The sequence below is a fragment of the Streptomyces sp. A5-4 genome (genome assembly GCF_051131715.1).
Classification (GTDB): domain Bacteria; phylum Actinomycetota; class Actinomycetes; order Streptomycetales; family Streptomycetaceae; genus Streptomyces.
The window spans coordinates 4,045,300-4,060,969 of the sequence record NZ_CP178591.1; the positions used below are offsets into that span (position 1 = coordinate 4,045,300).

Genomic DNA, 15,670 nt, shown 5'->3' on the forward strand with positions numbered 1-15,670 from the left:
CTCATACTCGTGGGATGACCGCGTATGACGCCATCGTGCTGGCCGGAGGCGCCGCGAAGCGGCTGGGTGGGGCGGACAAGCCGGGCGTGCGCGTCGGCGGGCGGACCCTCATCGACCGGGTGCTCGGCGTCTGCGGCGACGCCGGAGTGACCGTGGTCGTCGGTGGACGCCGCGGCACCGTGCGGCCCGTCGAGTGGACGCAGGAGAAGCCCCCCGGGGGCGGGCCGCTGGCCGCGCTGGACGCCGGCGTGCGGCGAACCACGGCGGAGAGCCTGCTCGTACTCTCCGCCGATCTGCCGTTCATCGGCGACGGAACGGTACGACGACTGCTGGACGCCCTCGACGAGAGCGGTGGGGAAGCGGCCCTCCTCGTCGACGCCGACGGCCGTGACCAGCCGCTCGTGGCCGCCTATCGCGCCGAGCCGCTGCGCCGCGAGCTCGCGCTTCTCGCCACCGAGCGCGGGAGCCTGTCCGGGCTGCCGCTGCGGCTGCTCACCCATCAACTCGACGCGGTCCGTGTCGCCGCCGGGCCCTTCGACTCTTTCGACTGCGACACCTGGGACGACATCGCGGCGGCTCGGGCCAGGATCAGGGAGCATGGACACGTGCTGGACGAATGGATCACCGCAGTCAAGGACGAACTCGGCATCGAACTCGATGTCGACACCTCCGCCCTACTCGACCTCGCACGCGATGCCGCGCACGGCGTTGCCAGGCCCGCGGCGCCGCTCACCACCTTCCTGGTCGGTTACGCGGCGGCCAAGGCGGGCGACGGCGGCCCCGAGGCCGTCGCGGAGGCGACCCGCAAGGCCACCGCACTCGCGCTGCGTTGGGCGCGGGAGGCCGAGGAGGACAAGGCCAAGGAAGCCGCGGCCAAGCAGGACAAGGCCAAGGAAGAAGACGGGGAAGGGTGACCGGGCAGCCAGGCCGGACCGGTCAGGACCGGGAGACCGACCGGGACCGGGAGGTCGACGAGGCGCTCGCGCTCGTCAGCCGGGCCCCGGCCCCCGTCCCGGAGCACGCCACTGTGCCCGCACCCAAGTCCCGTACCGGGGCCACCCCCTGGGCCGAGGCGCGCGCCGCCGCCGCACGGGCGGGCCGTGCCGCGGCCCCCCGCACGCACCGGGTCCCGCTGGGGCAGGCGCTCGGCCAGGTCCTCGCCGAGCCCCTCGACGCCCTCACCGACCTGCCGTCCTTCGACACCTCCGCCATGGACGGGTGGGCGGTCGCGGGGCCGGGTCCGTGGTTGGTCAAAGAGGGCGGCGGGATCCTCGCGGGCCACGCCGCGCCCGAACCGCTCGCCGACGGCGAGGCCGTACGGATCGCCACCGGCGCCCGCATCCCACCCGACGCCACCGCCGTGATCCGCAGCGAACACGCCCGCGCGGAGGAGGCGAAGGGAAGCGGGAAGGGGCTGCTGTACGCACTGCGCGCGGTGCTCCAGGGGCAGGACATCCGGCCGCGCGGCCAGGAGTGCCGCACCGGCGACCGGCTGCTGCCCGCCGGAAGCCTGGTGACCCCCGCTGTGCTCGGTCTCGCCGCCGCCGCCGGCTTCGACGCACTGCTCACCGTGCCCCGCCCCCGCGTCGAAGTACTCATCCTCGGCGACGAGTTGCTGACCTCGGGGCTCCCCCACGACGGCATGGTCCGCGACGCCCTCGGTCCCCTGCTCGACCCCTGGCTGCGCGCGCTCGGCGCCGAGGTGACGGCCACCCGCCGACTGGGCGACGACGCCGACGCGCTGCACCGGGCCGTCACCACCTCCGACGCCGACCTCGTCATCACCACGGGCGGTACGGCCGCGGGCCCCGTCGACCACGTTCATCCGATCCTGCGCAAGGCGGGAGCCGAGCTGCTGGTCGACGGTGTCGCGGTGCGGCCCGGCCACCCGATGCTGCTGGCCAGACTCACCCAGGACCGGTACCTGGTGGGGCTGCCAGGAAACCCGCTCGCGGCCGTGTCGGGGCTGCTCACCCTGGCCGAGCCGCTGCTGCGCGCCCGTGCCCGGCTGCCTTCGCTGGAGCCGTACTGCTCTCCCGTGCGGGACGCCGTGAGCGGCCACCCGCACGACACCCGCCTCGTGCCGGTCGTCCACCGCACGGACAGCCGCACGGACAGCCGCGGGGGCGGCCGTTCGGGCAGCGGCACAGATGCGGACGCCGGCCGTGCCGCCGGCCGGGGAGGGGGCCAGGAGCAGGGGCGGGAGCAGGCCGTACCGTTGCACTACAACGGCCCGGCCATGCTCCGCGGCATCGCCGCCGCAGACGGTCTCGCCGTTGTCCCGCCCGGCGGTGCTCAGGCCGACCAGGAGCTGGAAATCCTCGACCTGCCCTGGACAGAAGGACGTTTCACGTGAAACTTCCCGGCCACGATGCGATGGCCAGGCACGCCGACGAGCATCTCGTCACCAGCCGAATCCGGCTTCCGCGCCGTATCGTCGACCGGCCTCTGCGCCAGGTCGGCAAGCGGCTGGTGATGGCGATGCTCGTCCTGGCGTCGACGGTGTTCATCGTCTACGCCGACAACTCCGGCTACCACGACAACTCCGACGGCAGCGTCGACTTCCTTGACTCCGTCTACTACGCCACCGTGACCCTCTCCACGACGGGTTACGGCGACATCGTCCCGTACAGCGACACCGCCAGGCTCATAAACGTGCTGCTGGTGACGCCGCTGCGGGTGCTTTTTCTGATCATCCTGGTCGGCACCACTCTTGAGGTCCTCACCGAACGGACCCGGGAGGAGTGGCGGCTGAACCGCTGGAGGGCTCAGTTGCGAGAACACACCGTCATCGTCGGCTTTGGTACAAAGGGCCGTTCTGCGATGCAGACCCTCGCCGCAACGGGGCTGAAGAAGGAACAGATCGTCGTCGTCGACCCGAGCGCGAAGGTCATCGAGGCGGCCAACGCCGAGGGCTTCGTGGGTGTCCTGGGTGACGCGACCCGCAGTGATGTGCTGCTGCGCGCCGAGTTGCAGAAGGCCCGCCAGATCGTCATCGCCACTCAGCGCGACGACACGGCGGTGCTCGTCACGCTCACCGCGCGCCAGCTCAACCGGGGCGCGAAGATCGTCGCCGCGGTCCGTGAGGAGGAGAACGCACCGCTGCTGCGCCTGTCCGGCGCCGACGCCGTGATCACCAGCGCCAGCGCGGCCGGCCGGCTGCTCGGCCTGTCCGTGCTCAGCCCCACCGCCGGCACCGTGATGGAGGACCTGATCCAGCAGGGATCCGGCCTCGACCTCATCGAGCGGCCGGTGATAAAGGCCGAGGTGGGACGCAGTGTGCGGGAGACCGACGACCTGGTGGTCAGCGTGTTGCGCGGGCACCGACTGCTCGGTTACGACGACCCGGCGGCCAGCCCGCTCCAGCTCACGGACCGGCTGATCGCCATCGTGCGTGCCTCGCCCGAGAACGAGGGCACGCCCGCGCGGTCGACGTTCGGCTGAGGCCCGCCCGACGTACGGATGACGGCGGCCCGGGGCTACGAGTGACGGCGGCCCGGGACGGCGGGGCCGCCCGGCGCCGTGCTCCCAGGGCGTACGGCGGGCTGTTCGGGAGGTGCTCCACAGGAGCGCGGAGTAGCCTCGCGGCCATGTATGCGATCACGATTCCTGAACCCGGTGGCCCCGAGGCACTTGTATGGGCCGAGGTCCCCGACCCCGTTCCCGGCGAGGGAGAGGTCCTCGTCGAGGTCGCGGCGAGCGCCGTCAACCGAGCCGACCTGCTGCAGCGCCAGGGCTTCTACGATCCGCCACCCGGCTCTTCCCCGTACCCCGGCCTCGAATGCTCGGGCCGGATCGCGGCGCTGGGGCCCGGCGTCTCGGGCTGGTCCGTCGGTGACGAGGTGTGCGCCCTGCTGAGCGGCGGCGGATACGCCCAGAAGGTCGCGGTACCGGCGGGGCAGCTGTTGCCCGTACCGGAGGGCTTGGACCTCGTCACGGCGGCGGCCCTTCCCGAGGTCACCTCGACGGTCTGGTCGAATGTCTTCATGATCGCCCACCTGCGGCCCGGCGAGACGCTGCTGGTGCACGGCGGCGCGAGCGGCATCGGCACGATGGCGATCCAGCTCGCCAAGGCGGTCGGTGCGCGGGTCGCGGTCACCGCGGGCGGTCCGGACAAGCTGGCCCGCTGCGCCGAGCTGGGCGCCGACATTCTCATCGACTATCGCGAGCAGGACTTCGTCCAGGAGCTCCGCAAGGCCACGGACGGGGCCGGCGCGGACGTCATTCTCGACATCATCGGCGCGAAGTACCTGGACCGGAACGTGAAGGCGCTCGCCGTCAACGGCCGCCTCGCGATCATCGGCCTGCAGGGCGGGCTGAAGGGCGAGCTGAACCTCAGTACGTTGTTGAAGAAGCGGGCGGCCATCACGGCGACCTCGTTGCGCGGCCGGCCGCTGGGTGAGAAGGCCGCGATCGTCGCAGCCGTGCGCGAGCATGTGTGGCCGCTGATCGGTGCGGGCCGGGTGCGTCCCGTCGTGGACCAGGTGCTGCCGCTGTCCGACGCCGCGCAGGCCCATCGTGCGCTGGACACGGGCGACCACATCGGCAAGATCCTGCTGACCTCGGGCGCGTAGGCAGGTAGTCGCGCAGCCGCGACGACGTGAGGCCCGGTCCGCGGATAGCGGACCGGGCCTCACGTCTGTGCGCTCGTAGTGATGGCTCTCGTGGCGACGGCTACAGATACGGGCCGGAGCGGACCGGGCCGTGGTTGTCGTCCTGGTCGTCGTCCTCGTGGCTCGAACCCGGCGGCAGGGCGCGCCGCATCTGCTCCAACTGGGCCCGCGCAGCCATCTGCTGGGCGAACAGCGCGGTCTGGATGCCATGGAAGAGACCTTCGAGCCAGCCCACCAACTGTGCCTGCGCGATACGCAGTTCCGCCTCGGAGGGAATGGCCTCGTCGGTGAAGGGCAGCGACAGCCGCTCCAGCTCCTCGACGAGCTCCGGTGCCAGACCGTCCTCCAGCTCCTTCACCGAGCTGGCATGAATGTTCTTGAGCCGTACTCGGCTCGCCTCGTCAAGGGGAGCTGCTCGGACTTCCTCCAGAAGCTGCTTGATCATGCTGCCGATGCGCATGACTTTCGCGGGCTGTTCGACCATCTCTGTCACTGGGACCTCGCGCGACTCGTCACCGCCGCCGCCGAGAGCCATTCCGTCCTGTCCCACGACAAGGACCTGGGGGCTCTCCTGCGACCGTTCACTCCTCGGCATCTCCATGCTGCCCATTCTCTCGCACACCTGCGTCTGAACACGGTGTGCCCCCGTACAGAGGTGATCCACCCTGTACGGGGGCACGGGAAACGACCGTGCGGCTCAGCCCGCGCTCACGCCTCCGCGCGCCGCGACACGGCGGTACGGGAGCGGGTGACGAGTGCCGCGAGGAGTGCGGCGCCCACCGGGACGAGGATCAGCAGCGCCGCGAGGGTCGCCCACGGGATGACGATGGGGACGTTCGGCGCGTCGCTCAGGTAGCCGTAGCCCTGGTCCATGGCTTCCTCGTACCACTTCAGCTCCTGGCGTTCCTCGGTCAGCCGCAACCCGATCGCGGGCAGTACGCCCGCCGCCGAGCCGAGGATCACGCCCATCGCGGCGACCACCCCGCACTGGAATCCGCTCAGCGTCTTGCGTACCCGCGGGGGTGCGCCGACCGCGGCGAGCGTCTTCAGGTCGGGCTCGGCATCGGTCTGGGCGAGGCCCGTGGCGATACCGGCCGCACCGATGGTGACCAGTCCGGCGAAGATGGTCAGGGACAGCAGGATGATGCTGTTGTCGCCGGTGTAGCCCTTTTCGACGTACACGGCGCTGTCGGTGCCCAGCTGGTCGAGCGCCGCGTTCAGCTTCTGCTGCTGGGTGCTGTTCGGCAGCTTGTCCGACGAGAAGTACGCACCGAACGGGACGGTGGCGAGCCCGGCGGTCTTCGCGGTCGACGGCGGCAGGACGACTTTGATGCCGTACGACTCCGCGGACTTGGCGGCCTGGTGCACGGGGAACGACGCGACCTTGCCGGGTACCTCCTTGCGCTGCTCGATGAGCTGCTCGGCCTTCGCGGAGTCGGTGATCAGCTTGATGCCGATCTTCCCCTTGTCGACATTGCGGTGGTCGAAGGCGACGGCCTTGCCGCTCTTGAGCGCGCTGACGGACGCCGGGTCGTTGACGGCGAGTGCGGAGAGGAGCTTCTCGTTGGCGACGACCACTTCCTGCTCGGAGTAGTGCTCGCTCTCCTTGCAGCGCCAGTCCTGGCTCAGCTTGCGGCGCTGGGCCGGTGAGAGTTTGTCCGAGTCGTCCGTGTGCAGGGCGCAGACGTTGGCCTTGGGCACGACCAACTCGTGGCGCCCGCAGCCCTTCTCGGTGCTGTAGGCCTCACAGCTGGGCTTGCCGACGACGATCCGGTCCACATCGGCGCGTACGTCGATGGAGTAGTTCTTCTGCACGGCGTTGCGGATGGCCGGGACGTCGCGGCCACCGGCCTCCATGTTCTGGAAGGTGATCGCGCCGGCCGGCAGCTGGGCCTGGTAGGCGGCGCGCTGCTGTACCTCGTCACTGGCGGCGTACGTCGCGACGGCGACCGTGCCCGCCACGGCGGCGAGCACCGCGGCCACGGCGGGGGCCGTACGGCCCCGGTTGCGCACGGCGTCGCGCAGGGCGAGCCGGGGTGACAGGGGCAGCCGGCCGCCGATCTTGCCGAACAGGCCGACCAGGGCCGGGGTGAGCGCGACGATGCCGAGCTCGGCGAGTGCGCTGCCGCCCGCGACGACGACAACGCTGTCGGTGGAGGTGGCGCCATAGAGGGTGATGGCGATACCCAGGCCCGTCGCGGACAGGCCGACGATCGGCAGGACGCGGCTGGAGCGGCGTACGCCCCGGCGGCCGGTGAGGGCGGCCAGCACGGTCTGCCGGGAGGAGGTGATGGCCGGGACGATCGCGGCGAGCAGCCCGGTGACGACGGCGAGCAGGCCGATGCCGAGCAGTTCCAGCGGGCGGATGTCGAAGCTGCCGAAGCGCTGGCCCATGTAACCCTCCAGCACCGGCCGCAGCGCGAAGGTGAGGAGCAGGCCGAGCGCGGTGCCGACCACGGCGGCGGCGGCGCCGATGACCAGGCCGCCGGACAGCACGATGGCGCGGATGTGGCGGCGGTCGCCGCCGTTTGCGCCGACCAGGCCGAGCTGTCGGCTGGAGCGCCGGGCGCCGACCGCGAACGCGGGCCCTGCCAGCAGGCAGATCTCCAGCATGGCCAGTCCGACGACGGTGCCGACCACGGCGATCGCCGCGGCCTTGGAGGCGTTGCTCTCCTCGTAGTCGCTCCACTCCTCTTGCTGGTAGAGCGGGACCTCGGAGTCCGGGGGCGGGTTGAGGGAGACGGCCCGCGAAGTGACCGTGATTCCCCGGGTGTTGGTCTTCTTGACCATGTTCCACGTGAAACCGTCGCCGCCGAGCGCGACCAGGTAGCTGCTGGTTGCCCCGGTGCCGGGCAGGTCGTCCGCCTTGAGCGCCTTGTCGAGCGGGGCCAGGAACGTGCCGGGAAGGGCGGTGATCTCGTCGGTCTTCAACTCGTTGGGGAGCTCGTACTCACCGACGATCCGGAATTCGGTGTCCAGCCCGCGCGCGGTGAGCGTGGAGCCGATGTCGAGCCCGCTGGACTCCAGGAAGTGGCTGGTCGCGGCGATCTCACCGGCCTTGTCGGGGAACCGGCCGCTGTTGAGGGTCATGAGGCCGTCGGCCAGCGGGTCGGTTGCGACCAGCTCATGGATGTCGGTGCTCAACAGGCCGTGCTCGGTGCGGAGTTTGGCGCTGCCGGAGGTGTCCTTGAGTGTCTTGGCGCCGGCCGGTATCGCCCCCTTGAGGTCGCCGGGACCCTCGGGCCAGGGCTTTTCGTCGAAGTTGCCCACCGGGGTGGGGTTGCGGCCGTCCGGTGCCTGGTGCATGGGCACTCCGCCCAATCGCGGGTCCTCCAGCCGGGCGTCGGCCGCGCCGAGGACACGCTCCATCTTCTGCTCGGTGGACAGTTCGGCGCTGCGCAGCGTCAGGTCGGCGGCGCTCACCCCGAGGATGGGCAGAGCGATCATGGCGAGGACGAGGGTGCTGCGTCCCTTGTAGCGCCAGGCGTCGCGGCGGGCGATACGGACCGCGGCCCGCCAGGCGTGGTACGAGCGGTTCACTGTGCGGCCGCCTGCCCGGAGAGCAGTGAGTCGGCCTGGCTGCGCAGGGTCTCGTCGACGACGGACCCGTCGCGCAGGAAGACGACCCGGTCCGCCCAGGCCGCGAAGCGCGGCTCGTGGGTGACGAGGACACCGGCCGCGCCGGCGTCGCAGCGGGCCCGCAGCAGGGCGAGTACGGACTCGCCCGTCTCGGAGTCCAGGGCGCCGGTCGGCTCGTCGGCGAGGACGAGACGGCGGTCACCCACCAGGGCGCGGGCGATGGCGACGCGCTGCTGCTGGCCGCCGGACATCTCGTCGGGGAAGCGGTCGGCGAGCTCGCCCAGGCCCATCTCCTCCAGTGCGGCGACGGCGGCCAGCCGGGCCTTGCGGGCGGATATGCCGTCCAGCTCGCGGGGCAGGGCGACGTTCTCGGCGGCGGTGAGGGCCGGGATGAGGTTGTAGTCCTGGAAGACGTAGCCGATGCTGCGGCGGCGCAGGGCGGCGAGCTCCTTGCGGCTGACGGCCGTGATGTCCGTGCCTTCGACCAGGACCTTCCCGGAGGTGGGGTTGTCCAACCCGCCCGCGATGGTGAGCAGGGTGGACTTGCCCGATCCCGACGGGCCCATGACGGCGACGAGTTCACCGGGGAAGACGGAGAGGTCGACGCCGCGCAGGGCGTGTACCTCGGTGGCGCCGCTGCCGTGGACGCGGCTCAGCTGCTGGAGTTGCAGCACAGGCTGCTGTGCCTGCTGTGACTGCTGAGGTTGGTCGAGCATGGAGAAGTTCCCCCTGGGGACGGATAGGAAGGACTGCAAGGACGACTGGTATGTGAGACGCGTGGTGCGTCATGCGTCAGCGTCATGCGTGGTGCCGGTGGTGCGTCATGCGGGGCGCCGTGGTGCGTGGTGGCGTGGTGCGTGACGCGTGGTCCGGGGAGGCGTCGTACGACGCCTCTAGCGGCGGGTGCCGCGGGCCGTGTTCGGGGCCGGTCCGGCCTGGCCCGTCGGCTCCTGCGGGCCCGCCGCGTCCGGTGTGTCCGGTGCGGCCGGGGCGTTCCTGGCCCTCAGCGCGGCCGTCGCGGAGAGCCGGGCGAGCCGGGACTCGGAGTGGTCGAGCCAGCGCGCCTCGGCCTCGGTCTGGAAGATCAGCTGTTCCAGTACGAGCAGCCAGGCGACGTCGTCGCGCTCCCGGTCGACGTCACCGCTCTCGACGGCGACGAGCGCCTGCGCCTTGAGGCGGGTGTAGTCCTGCATCGCCTGGAGCGTCGCGTGGCGCTGTGCCTGGATGACGGCCCGGATGTCGACCCCGGGTGCGCCGACGGCCATGGCGAGCTTGATGGCGAGCTCGTTGCGCGGCGGGCTGGCGCGGTCCACGGGCCGCTCGAACCAACTCTTCAGCTCGCCGCGGCCCACGTCCGTGATGGCGTACAGCGGATGGCCGGCACCGTCCTCGCCGCCCTGGGCGACCATGCCGTCGCGCTCCAGGCGGCTGAGGGTCGTATAGACCTGCCCGACGTTGAGCGGCCAGGTCGCGCCGGTGCGGGACTCGAACTCGGTACGGAGTTGGGAGCCGTAACGAGGGCCTTGCTCAAGGAGGGCCAGTAGCCCGTGGCGGATCGACATACTCAGTATGTATACCGAGTATGCCGTCCGTGGCAACCTTCTTCCGGCGGACCTCGTGGGTAGGTCCTGAGGGGGACGAGAGGTCAGGTGCGCCGCAGTCGCAGCCCGAGGAACCCCACCCCGAGGCCCACCAGCGCGACCCCCGCGCCCAGCGGCAGCACATGGATGCCCAGTGCGGCGGGCTGCTCGACGGCCTGCTCCGAAGCCTTGCGCGCGGCTGCCGCCGGCGTGCGGGAGGGGCTGCCGGCCGGCTCCTGCTCCGCCTCCTCGTCGGCCTCGCGAGGGGGATCGGGAACGTACGACTCAGGGACGACGGAGGAGGCGCTGGGCGAGCGGGTCGCGGACGAGGAAACAGACGGAGAAGCTGACGAGGAGGGGGACGGAGAGGCCGAGGCTGATTTCGCGGCGGAAGCAGAGCCGGAAGCAGAGCCGGAAGCAGAGCCGGAAGCAGAACCGGAAGCGGATTCGGAGGGTCCTGTGCTGGATTCCCCCCGCGCGCTCGCGCTGCCGCTCGGGATCGCCGCCGCACTCGCGCTAGGGGTCACGGCCGGCGTCCGCCCCGGCCGGGGGCGCCCCTCGCCGGCCGTCCGGCCCGCCAGGCCGTCGGGGGAAGGCGACGCGGGGGCCGCCGACCGGTCCCGCGCGGCGGCAGTGGCGCTCGGCCGGGACCGGGGCTCGGCAGAGGCTCCGGGAGCGCGCTCATCGGCGTACGCGCCGCTCACCGGCAGCAGCAGCGCCGCCAGCAGGGCCCCCAGCACCGCCGGCCGGACCGCCACGCGCCGTGGGCGGAGCCTCGGAGCCATGGGACGTCGCCTCCCGTACCGGAATGCACCGGACCGCTGAGCCAGCTGATAGCCGCACTGGACGAAATATCAGACTCAGCGTCACATGCCCGCACATTTCCGGCACCCCGGGCCACACGAAAGGGGCACGGAAGAGCGACGGGAGGGTCAGGGAGACAGCGAGGGAGAGGGGTGGGAAGAGCGTCGACCGGGCGGGGTCAGCTCTGCGGCGGATTCCCCGTGGAGATCTCCAGCTCGACCGTGAGGCTCTTCGGATCCACGCTCGTGTCTTCCTTGGGGTACTGGCTGACCACGATGTCCTCACCCCAGGTGGGGTCGTCGACCTTCAGTTCCTTGATCTTCCAGCCCGCCGCCTGGAGGCACAGCTTCACCGAGCGGAGGTCCTTGTAGACAAAGCTCGGCAGCTCCACCTGTGCCGCGTCCGTGGAGGACTCCGTGCCGGGGGAGCACTCGGTGGTCTTCATGGTCCTGTCGCGGTCCGGCGGCCGGTGGCCCGGCTGGACGTCCCCGCCCGCGCCCACGGTCGCACTCTGGCTCGGGTCGGCGCTGACCTCGGGGTCCTTGTCGTCGTTCCCGTTGAGCGCGAGCGCCGTGATCAGGCCGCCGATGGCCAGCAGCGCCACCACGACCGATCCGACGATCACCGGCATGTTCCGGCCACCGCCACCGCCACCGCCGTGACTGCCGTCGCCCTGACCGCCCGAATTCGGCTGCATCGAGGGCGACATGGTGTACGGGGACGGTGCCTGCCCGCCCTGCTGAAGGCCGCCCTGCTGCAGGCCGTGCGTCGCGTACGGCGAAGGCGCGGGTGTGTGCTGGGGGGCCTGGCTCGGGTAGCCGTATCCCGGAGTGGGCGCGGGGGTGGGCGGACCGTACGGGCTGGGCGTCTGCGGCTGGTACGGCGTTTGGACGCTGCCCGGCTGCGGGAAGCCGCCGCTCTGGTCGACCGGCGGGAAGACCGCGGCCCCGACACCCGAGCCGCTGGTCGCCGGGCCGCTGCCGCCGATGATGACGGGCGCGGCGCCGGTCTGGCCCGCGCCGGAGACGCGGGCGCACTCGTCGCGCATCGCCGCGGCGCTCGGGAAACGCTCGTTCGGGTTCTTCTTGAGTGCCCGTGCGACGAGGGCGTCGATCGCGGGCGTGATGGACCTGTTGATCGTCGAAGGGGCCACCGGCTCCTCCTGGACATGCGCGTACGCGATGGCCAGCGGGGAGTCCGCGTCGAACGGCAGCCGTCCGGTGATCAGCTGGAAGAGCATGATGCCGACCGAGTAGAGGTCGCTGCGCGCGTCGACCCCGCGGCCCAGGGCCTGCTCGGGCGACAGGTACTGCGGGGTGCCGACGACCATGCCGGTCTGCGTCATCGACGTGACCCCGGACTGCATGGCACGCGCGATGCCGAAGTCCATGACCTTCACGACGTTGCGCTTGTTCATCATGACGTTGCCCGGCTTGATGTCCCGGTGGACCAGGCCCATCTCGTGGCTGGTCTCCAGCGCGGCCAGCACATCCGCCGTGATCTTCAGGGCCTTGTCGGCGGGCATCGCGCCGTACTGGGTGATGTCCGACTGGAGGACGGAGCCGAGCGGCTGCCCCTCGACGTACTCCATGACGATGTACGGCATGACCGCGCCGGAGCCCTCGGTGGCGCCGGCCTCGGTCAGCGTGTCCTCGCCGGTGTCGAAGACCGAGACGATGTTGGGGTGGGAGAGCTTGGCCACAGCCTGCGCCTCGCGCCGGAAGCGCTCACGGAACGACTGCTCGCGTCCCAGCTCGCTGTGCAGGGTCTTGATGGCGACCTGTCGGTCCAGCGCGGAGTCGTACGCGAGGTACACCGACGCCATGCCGCCTTCTCCGAGCAGGTCGCGCAGCTGGTAACGCCCGCCCGCGACCGAGCCGCCCGCGTAGCGGCCCTGTCCGCCGTCCTGGCTCATGACTGTGCTTCCCCCTCGGCGCGCGGCAACCCCGCGGTGATCTGTTATCTACGGGCCAAGTCTGCCCGAGGGCACTGACACGTCAAGCGAGGTGCCCGTTCCGTGACCGTACGCGCAAGAAGCGTCTCGGAAGCGTTACAGGACAGGCATGGAATTTGCTTGGGTACAGCGACAACAGGTTTGATGGCTCGCCATCTCGAAACTGAGCGCCGCGCGGAGCCTGTAGCGTGACGTCGCGGAGCACCCTGAGGACCAGTGCAGACCCTGAGGACCCTGAGGACCGTGCGGACCGTGCGGAGCATCAAGACGATCACCGCGGACGCGGACAGAAACGACGGCGAGGACTGATGGCACCCGAATCCGAGGGAAGCGGCGGCGGAGTGTCGGATGCGCCGGAAGCGTGGGGCAACCACGGGCTGGTCGGAGACGGCCGCTACCGGATGACGCACCGCCTCGGCCGAGGCGGCATGGCCGAGGTGTTCGCAGCCGAGGACGTACGGCTCGGCCGTACCGTCGCCGTGAAGCTGCTGCGCTCCGACCTGGCCGAGGACCCGGTGTCCAAGGCGCGGTTCACCCGTGAGGCGCAGTCGGTCGCCGGCCTCAATCACCATGCGGTCGTCGCCGTGTACGACTCCGGCGAGGACCAGGTCGGTCCGAGCGTTGTCCCCTATATCGTGATGGAGCTCGTCGAGGGCCGCACGATCCGCGAGCTGCTGATGCACGCGGAGCCGCCGGGCCCCGAGCAGGCGTTGATCATCGTCTCCGGGGTGCTCGAAGCCCTCGCGTACAGCCACCAGCACGGCATCGTGCACCGCGACATCAAGCCCGCGAACGTGATCATCACGGACAGCGGCGCGGTCAAGGTCATGGACTTCGGCATCGCCCGCGCCCTGCACGGCGCGCAGGCCACGATGACGCAGACCGGTATGGTCATGGGCACCCCCCAGTACCTCTCGCCCGAGCAGGCGCTGGGCAAGGCCGTCGACCACCGCAGCGACCTGTACGCGACGGGCTGCCTGCTGTACGAACTCCTCGCCCAGCGGCCCCCGTTCACCGGTGAGACGCCGCTCTCGGTGGTCTACCAGCACGTCCAGGACATCCCCGTGCCGCCGTCCGAGATCTCGGACGTGGCGCCGCCCGAGCTCGACGGGCTCGTCATGCGCTCCCTCGCCAAGGATCCGGACGACCGGTTCCAGAGCGCGGAGGAGATGCGCGGGCTCATCCAGTACGGCCTGTCGATGCTCCAGGAGCAGGGCAGCCACACCGGTACCTGGAACACCGGCCCCGTCGCGATGCACGAGGGCGGCTCCACCCCGGCCGGCGGCTCGTACGCGACGACCGCGCTCGGTCACCCGAACCACGGCGACACCTCGCAGCTTCGTGCGGGCGGCGGCGCGATGCTGCCGCCGATGAACCCGGACGACGGGGCGTACGACGGCGGACGCGGCGGGCGTGGACGCAAGAGCGGCAAGGGCAAGGTGTGGATCTTCGCGGTGCTCGCGATCATCGCCATCGCGGCGGGGATCGCGTACGCGGTGGATCAGGTGGGGAGCCCCGGGACGAAGAAGCCCAAGGAGACGCCCTCGGTCTCCAGCACCCCCTCCGAGTCGGAGAAGGAGACCTCGCCGTCACCGGACGAGGAGACCTCGGCGGACACCGGCAACTCCACGTCCACCGGCGGCAACCAGCAGGATCCGACCTACAAGCCGCCGTACACGCCGTCGGACAAGCCCAGCCTCACCCCGTCGGAGACGCCCAGCAACACCCCGTCGTCCCCGCCGCCGAGCGACCCGGGCACCACCGAGGGCACCACCGAGGGCAATACGAACGAGGGCAACACCAACGAGGGCACCACGGAGGGCAACACCAACGAAGGTGCCAACGGTGACCCCGGCACGGCCGAGGGCAACACCAACGAGGGCACCACGGAGGGCACGGCCGGCGACCCCGGCACGGTCGAGGGTGCCACCGGCGGCTGACCCCGCCGGCCGCGTCACCCCGCGAACGCCTCGCACACCGCCTCGTACTCCTTCGTCCACCACACCGCCAGGGCCGACGCCGCAGGAAACTGCGGGTCGGCCCTGCGGTCGTTCAGCTGGTAGCGCCAGCGCAGTATCCAGAAGTCGTTGAGCCGCTCCCACCACACCCGGTGCACCGCGGCGGCCAGTTCGGCCGCGTCCGCCCCCGCCGCGCACCGGTACGCGCGCGCGTAGGCGCGTACCTTCGCCAACTCCAGCTCCCCGGTGGGCCGTACGAAGAAGATCGCCGCGGCCCGTACCGCCTCCTCCGCGCGGGGCTGCACGGCGAGCCGGTCCCAGTCGACGATCGCGGCGGGCTCGGCGCCCCGGTAGAGCAGGTTGAGCGGATGGAAGTCGCCGTGCACCCACCCGGTGGCGGGCGCGGCGACCGGCGGGGGCCGCCGGTGGGCATGCCGTTCCAGCAGGTCGCGGCGTTCCAGGAGGCGGTGCTCGGCGAGTACGTCGAAGGCGCGGCGGGGCAGCCGGCCGCGGGCCAGCGTCAGCAGCTCGCCGATCAGCTCGTACGTGTCCGCGGGATCGGCGGGATCGGTGCGGTCGGCGGGATCCGCGGCATTCCCGGGCCCGGTCGGACCGGCGGGGTCCGCGGCTTCGCCCCGTCGGGCGGGCGGGACCGGACGGGCGGGACCGGGCGGGTCGGCGCGTCCGGGAGCCCGCCGCGCCTCCGCGCCCATCACCAGGTCGAGGCAGGTGTGCACGAGCCCGAGCAGCGCCCCCAGCCGCCGGGACTCCACGGCCGTGAGCTGGGCGCCGTCCCGGTGGCGGCCGTCGATCCACGGGTGCAGCGCGTAGTAGCGTCCGCCGATCACCGTCACGGTGCCGCCCTCGGTGTCCTCGACGGGCGGCGCGACGGGGATGCCGAGGGTCTGGAGGTGGTGGGTGGCGCGGTGCTGGCGGCTGATGGTGGCGTGGTCGCCGTCGAGGTGGTGCTTGAGGAAGAAGTCGCCCCGGGTGGTGGCGAGGCGGTAGCCGTGGTTCAGCAGGCCCTGTGCGACGGGCTCGCAGGACAGGGGCTCACCGGTGTTCGTGTAGCGGCGCAGCAGGGCGCGTACGGGCGGCAGCGGGGCCCTGGCGGACGCTGTGGAGGCTGCGGGGCATGCGGCTGCGGGCAGGGGCGCGGCGGGTGCATGTGAGCGTGGCACT

General features: G+C 71.5%; 12 protein-coding genes. 5 read left to right on the forward strand and 7 right to left on the reverse strand.

Annotation, left to right across the window (positions count from 1 at the left end):
- The first annotated feature begins 14 nt into the window (after positions 1-14).
- From ACLLJJ_RS18615 to ACLLJJ_RS18630, 4 genes are all read left to right on the forward strand, one after another.
- Complete coding sequence (locus ACLLJJ_RS18615; protein ID WP_434592720.1) at positions 15-914, forward strand: NTP transferase domain-containing protein; 900 nt, start codon at positions 15-17, stop codon at positions 912-914.
- Complete coding sequence (locus ACLLJJ_RS18620) at positions 911-2,356, forward strand: molybdopterin molybdotransferase MoeA (protein ID WP_434592722.1); 1,446 nt, start codon at positions 911-913, stop codon at positions 2,354-2,356. Before ACLLJJ_RS18615 ends, ACLLJJ_RS18620 begins: the two co-directional genes overlap by 4 nt.
- A gap of 20 nt (positions 2,357-2,376) precedes the next feature.
- Positions 2,377-3,444, forward strand: coding sequence for a potassium channel family protein (locus ACLLJJ_RS18625; protein ID WP_434600456.1), 1,068 nt, complete (start codon positions 2,377-2,379; stop codon positions 3,442-3,444).
- Between the two features lie 146 nt (positions 3,445-3,590).
- Entirely contained in the window at positions 3,591-4,574 is a 984-nt protein-coding gene (locus tag ACLLJJ_RS18630) for an NAD(P)H-quinone oxidoreductase (protein ID WP_434592725.1), read from the forward strand.
- 100 nt (positions 4,575-4,674) lie between these two features.
- Here the strand turns inward: ACLLJJ_RS18630 and ACLLJJ_RS18635 are convergent, their stop codons facing one another.
- The 6 genes from ACLLJJ_RS18635 to ACLLJJ_RS18660 all read right to left on the reverse strand — a co-directional run bounded on the left by ACLLJJ_RS18635 (position 4,675) and on the right by ACLLJJ_RS18660 (position 12,491).
- Positions 4,675-5,214: a bacterial proteasome activator family protein gene (locus ACLLJJ_RS18635; RefSeq protein WP_434592728.1), complete on the reverse strand. Its 540-nt coding sequence runs from the start codon at positions 5,212-5,214 to the stop codon at positions 4,675-4,677.
- Between the two features lie 107 nt (positions 5,215-5,321).
- On the reverse strand, positions 5,322-8,153 hold the full coding sequence (locus ACLLJJ_RS18640; protein ID WP_434592731.1) for an FtsX-like permease family protein: 2,832 nt from the start codon (positions 8,151-8,153) through the stop codon (positions 5,322-5,324).
- Positions 8,150-8,908, reverse strand: a complete 759-nt coding sequence (locus ACLLJJ_RS18645) for an ABC transporter ATP-binding protein (RefSeq protein ID WP_434592734.1) — start codon at positions 8,906-8,908, stop codon at positions 8,150-8,152. Before ACLLJJ_RS18645 ends, ACLLJJ_RS18640 begins: the two co-directional genes overlap by 4 nt.
- A 177-nt stretch (positions 8,909-9,085) precedes the next feature.
- On the reverse strand, positions 9,086-9,754 hold the full coding sequence (locus tag ACLLJJ_RS18650) for a PadR family transcriptional regulator (RefSeq protein WP_434592737.1): 669 nt from the start codon (positions 9,752-9,754) through the stop codon (positions 9,086-9,088).
- An 83-nt stretch (positions 9,755-9,837) separates the two neighbouring features.
- A complete protein-coding gene (locus ACLLJJ_RS18655; protein ID WP_434592739.1) occupies positions 9,838-10,557 on the reverse strand; it encodes a hypothetical protein in 720 nt (239 codons plus the stop codon).
- 197 nt (positions 10,558-10,754) lie between these two features.
- Positions 10,755-12,491, reverse strand: coding sequence for a protein kinase domain-containing protein (locus ACLLJJ_RS18660; RefSeq protein ID WP_434592742.1), 1,737 nt, complete (start codon positions 12,489-12,491; stop codon positions 10,755-10,757).
- Between the two features lie 347 nt (positions 12,492-12,838).
- Here ACLLJJ_RS18660 and ACLLJJ_RS18665 point away from each other — a divergent pair, with 347 nt between their 5' ends.
- A complete protein-coding gene (locus ACLLJJ_RS18665) occupies positions 12,839-14,470 on the forward strand; it encodes a protein kinase domain-containing protein (protein ID WP_434592744.1) in 1,632 nt (543 codons plus the stop codon).
- 14 nt (positions 14,471-14,484) lie between these two features.
- Here the strand turns inward: ACLLJJ_RS18665 and ACLLJJ_RS18670 are convergent, their stop codons facing one another.
- On the reverse strand, positions 14,485-15,669 hold the full coding sequence (locus tag ACLLJJ_RS18670) for a phosphotransferase (RefSeq protein ID WP_434592746.1): 1,185 nt from the start codon (positions 15,667-15,669) through the stop codon (positions 14,485-14,487).
- Between the last annotated feature and the right edge of the window lies 1 nt (position 15,670).

Excerpts from the sequence above, each read along its gene's own strand:
- ACLLJJ_RS18615 (WP_434592720.1), top strand. The coding sequence starts at position 15 with ATGACCGCGTATGACGCCATCGTGCTGGCCGGAGGCGCCGCGAAGCGG.
- ACLLJJ_RS18660 (WP_434592742.1), bottom strand. The coding sequence starts at position 12,491 with ATGAGCCAGGACGGCGGACAGGGCCGCTACGCGGGCGGCTCGGTCGCG.
- ACLLJJ_RS18665 (WP_434592744.1), top strand. The coding sequence starts at position 12,839 with ATGGCACCCGAATCCGAGGGAAGCGGCGGCGGAGTGTCGGATGCGCCG.
- ACLLJJ_RS18630 (WP_434592725.1), top strand. The coding sequence starts at position 3,591 with ATGTATGCGATCACGATTCCTGAACCCGGTGGCCCCGAGGCACTTGTA.
- ACLLJJ_RS18650 (WP_434592737.1), bottom strand. The coding sequence starts at position 9,754 with ATGTCGATCCGCCACGGGCTACTGGCCCTCCTTGAGCAAGGCCCTCGT.
- ACLLJJ_RS18635 (WP_434592728.1), bottom strand. The coding sequence starts at position 5,214 with ATGGAGATGCCGAGGAGTGAACGGTCGCAGGAGAGCCCCCAGGTCCTT.
- ACLLJJ_RS18625 (WP_434600456.1), top strand. The coding sequence starts at position 2,377 with ATGGCCAGGCACGCCGACGAGCATCTCGTCACCAGCCGAATCCGGCTT.
- ACLLJJ_RS18645 (WP_434592734.1), bottom strand. The coding sequence starts at position 8,908 with ATGCTCGACCAACCTCAGCAGTCACAGCAGGCACAGCAGCCTGTGCTG.
- ACLLJJ_RS18655 (WP_434592739.1), bottom strand. The coding sequence starts at position 10,557 with ATGGCTCCGAGGCTCCGCCCACGGCGCGTGGCGGTCCGGCCGGCGGTG.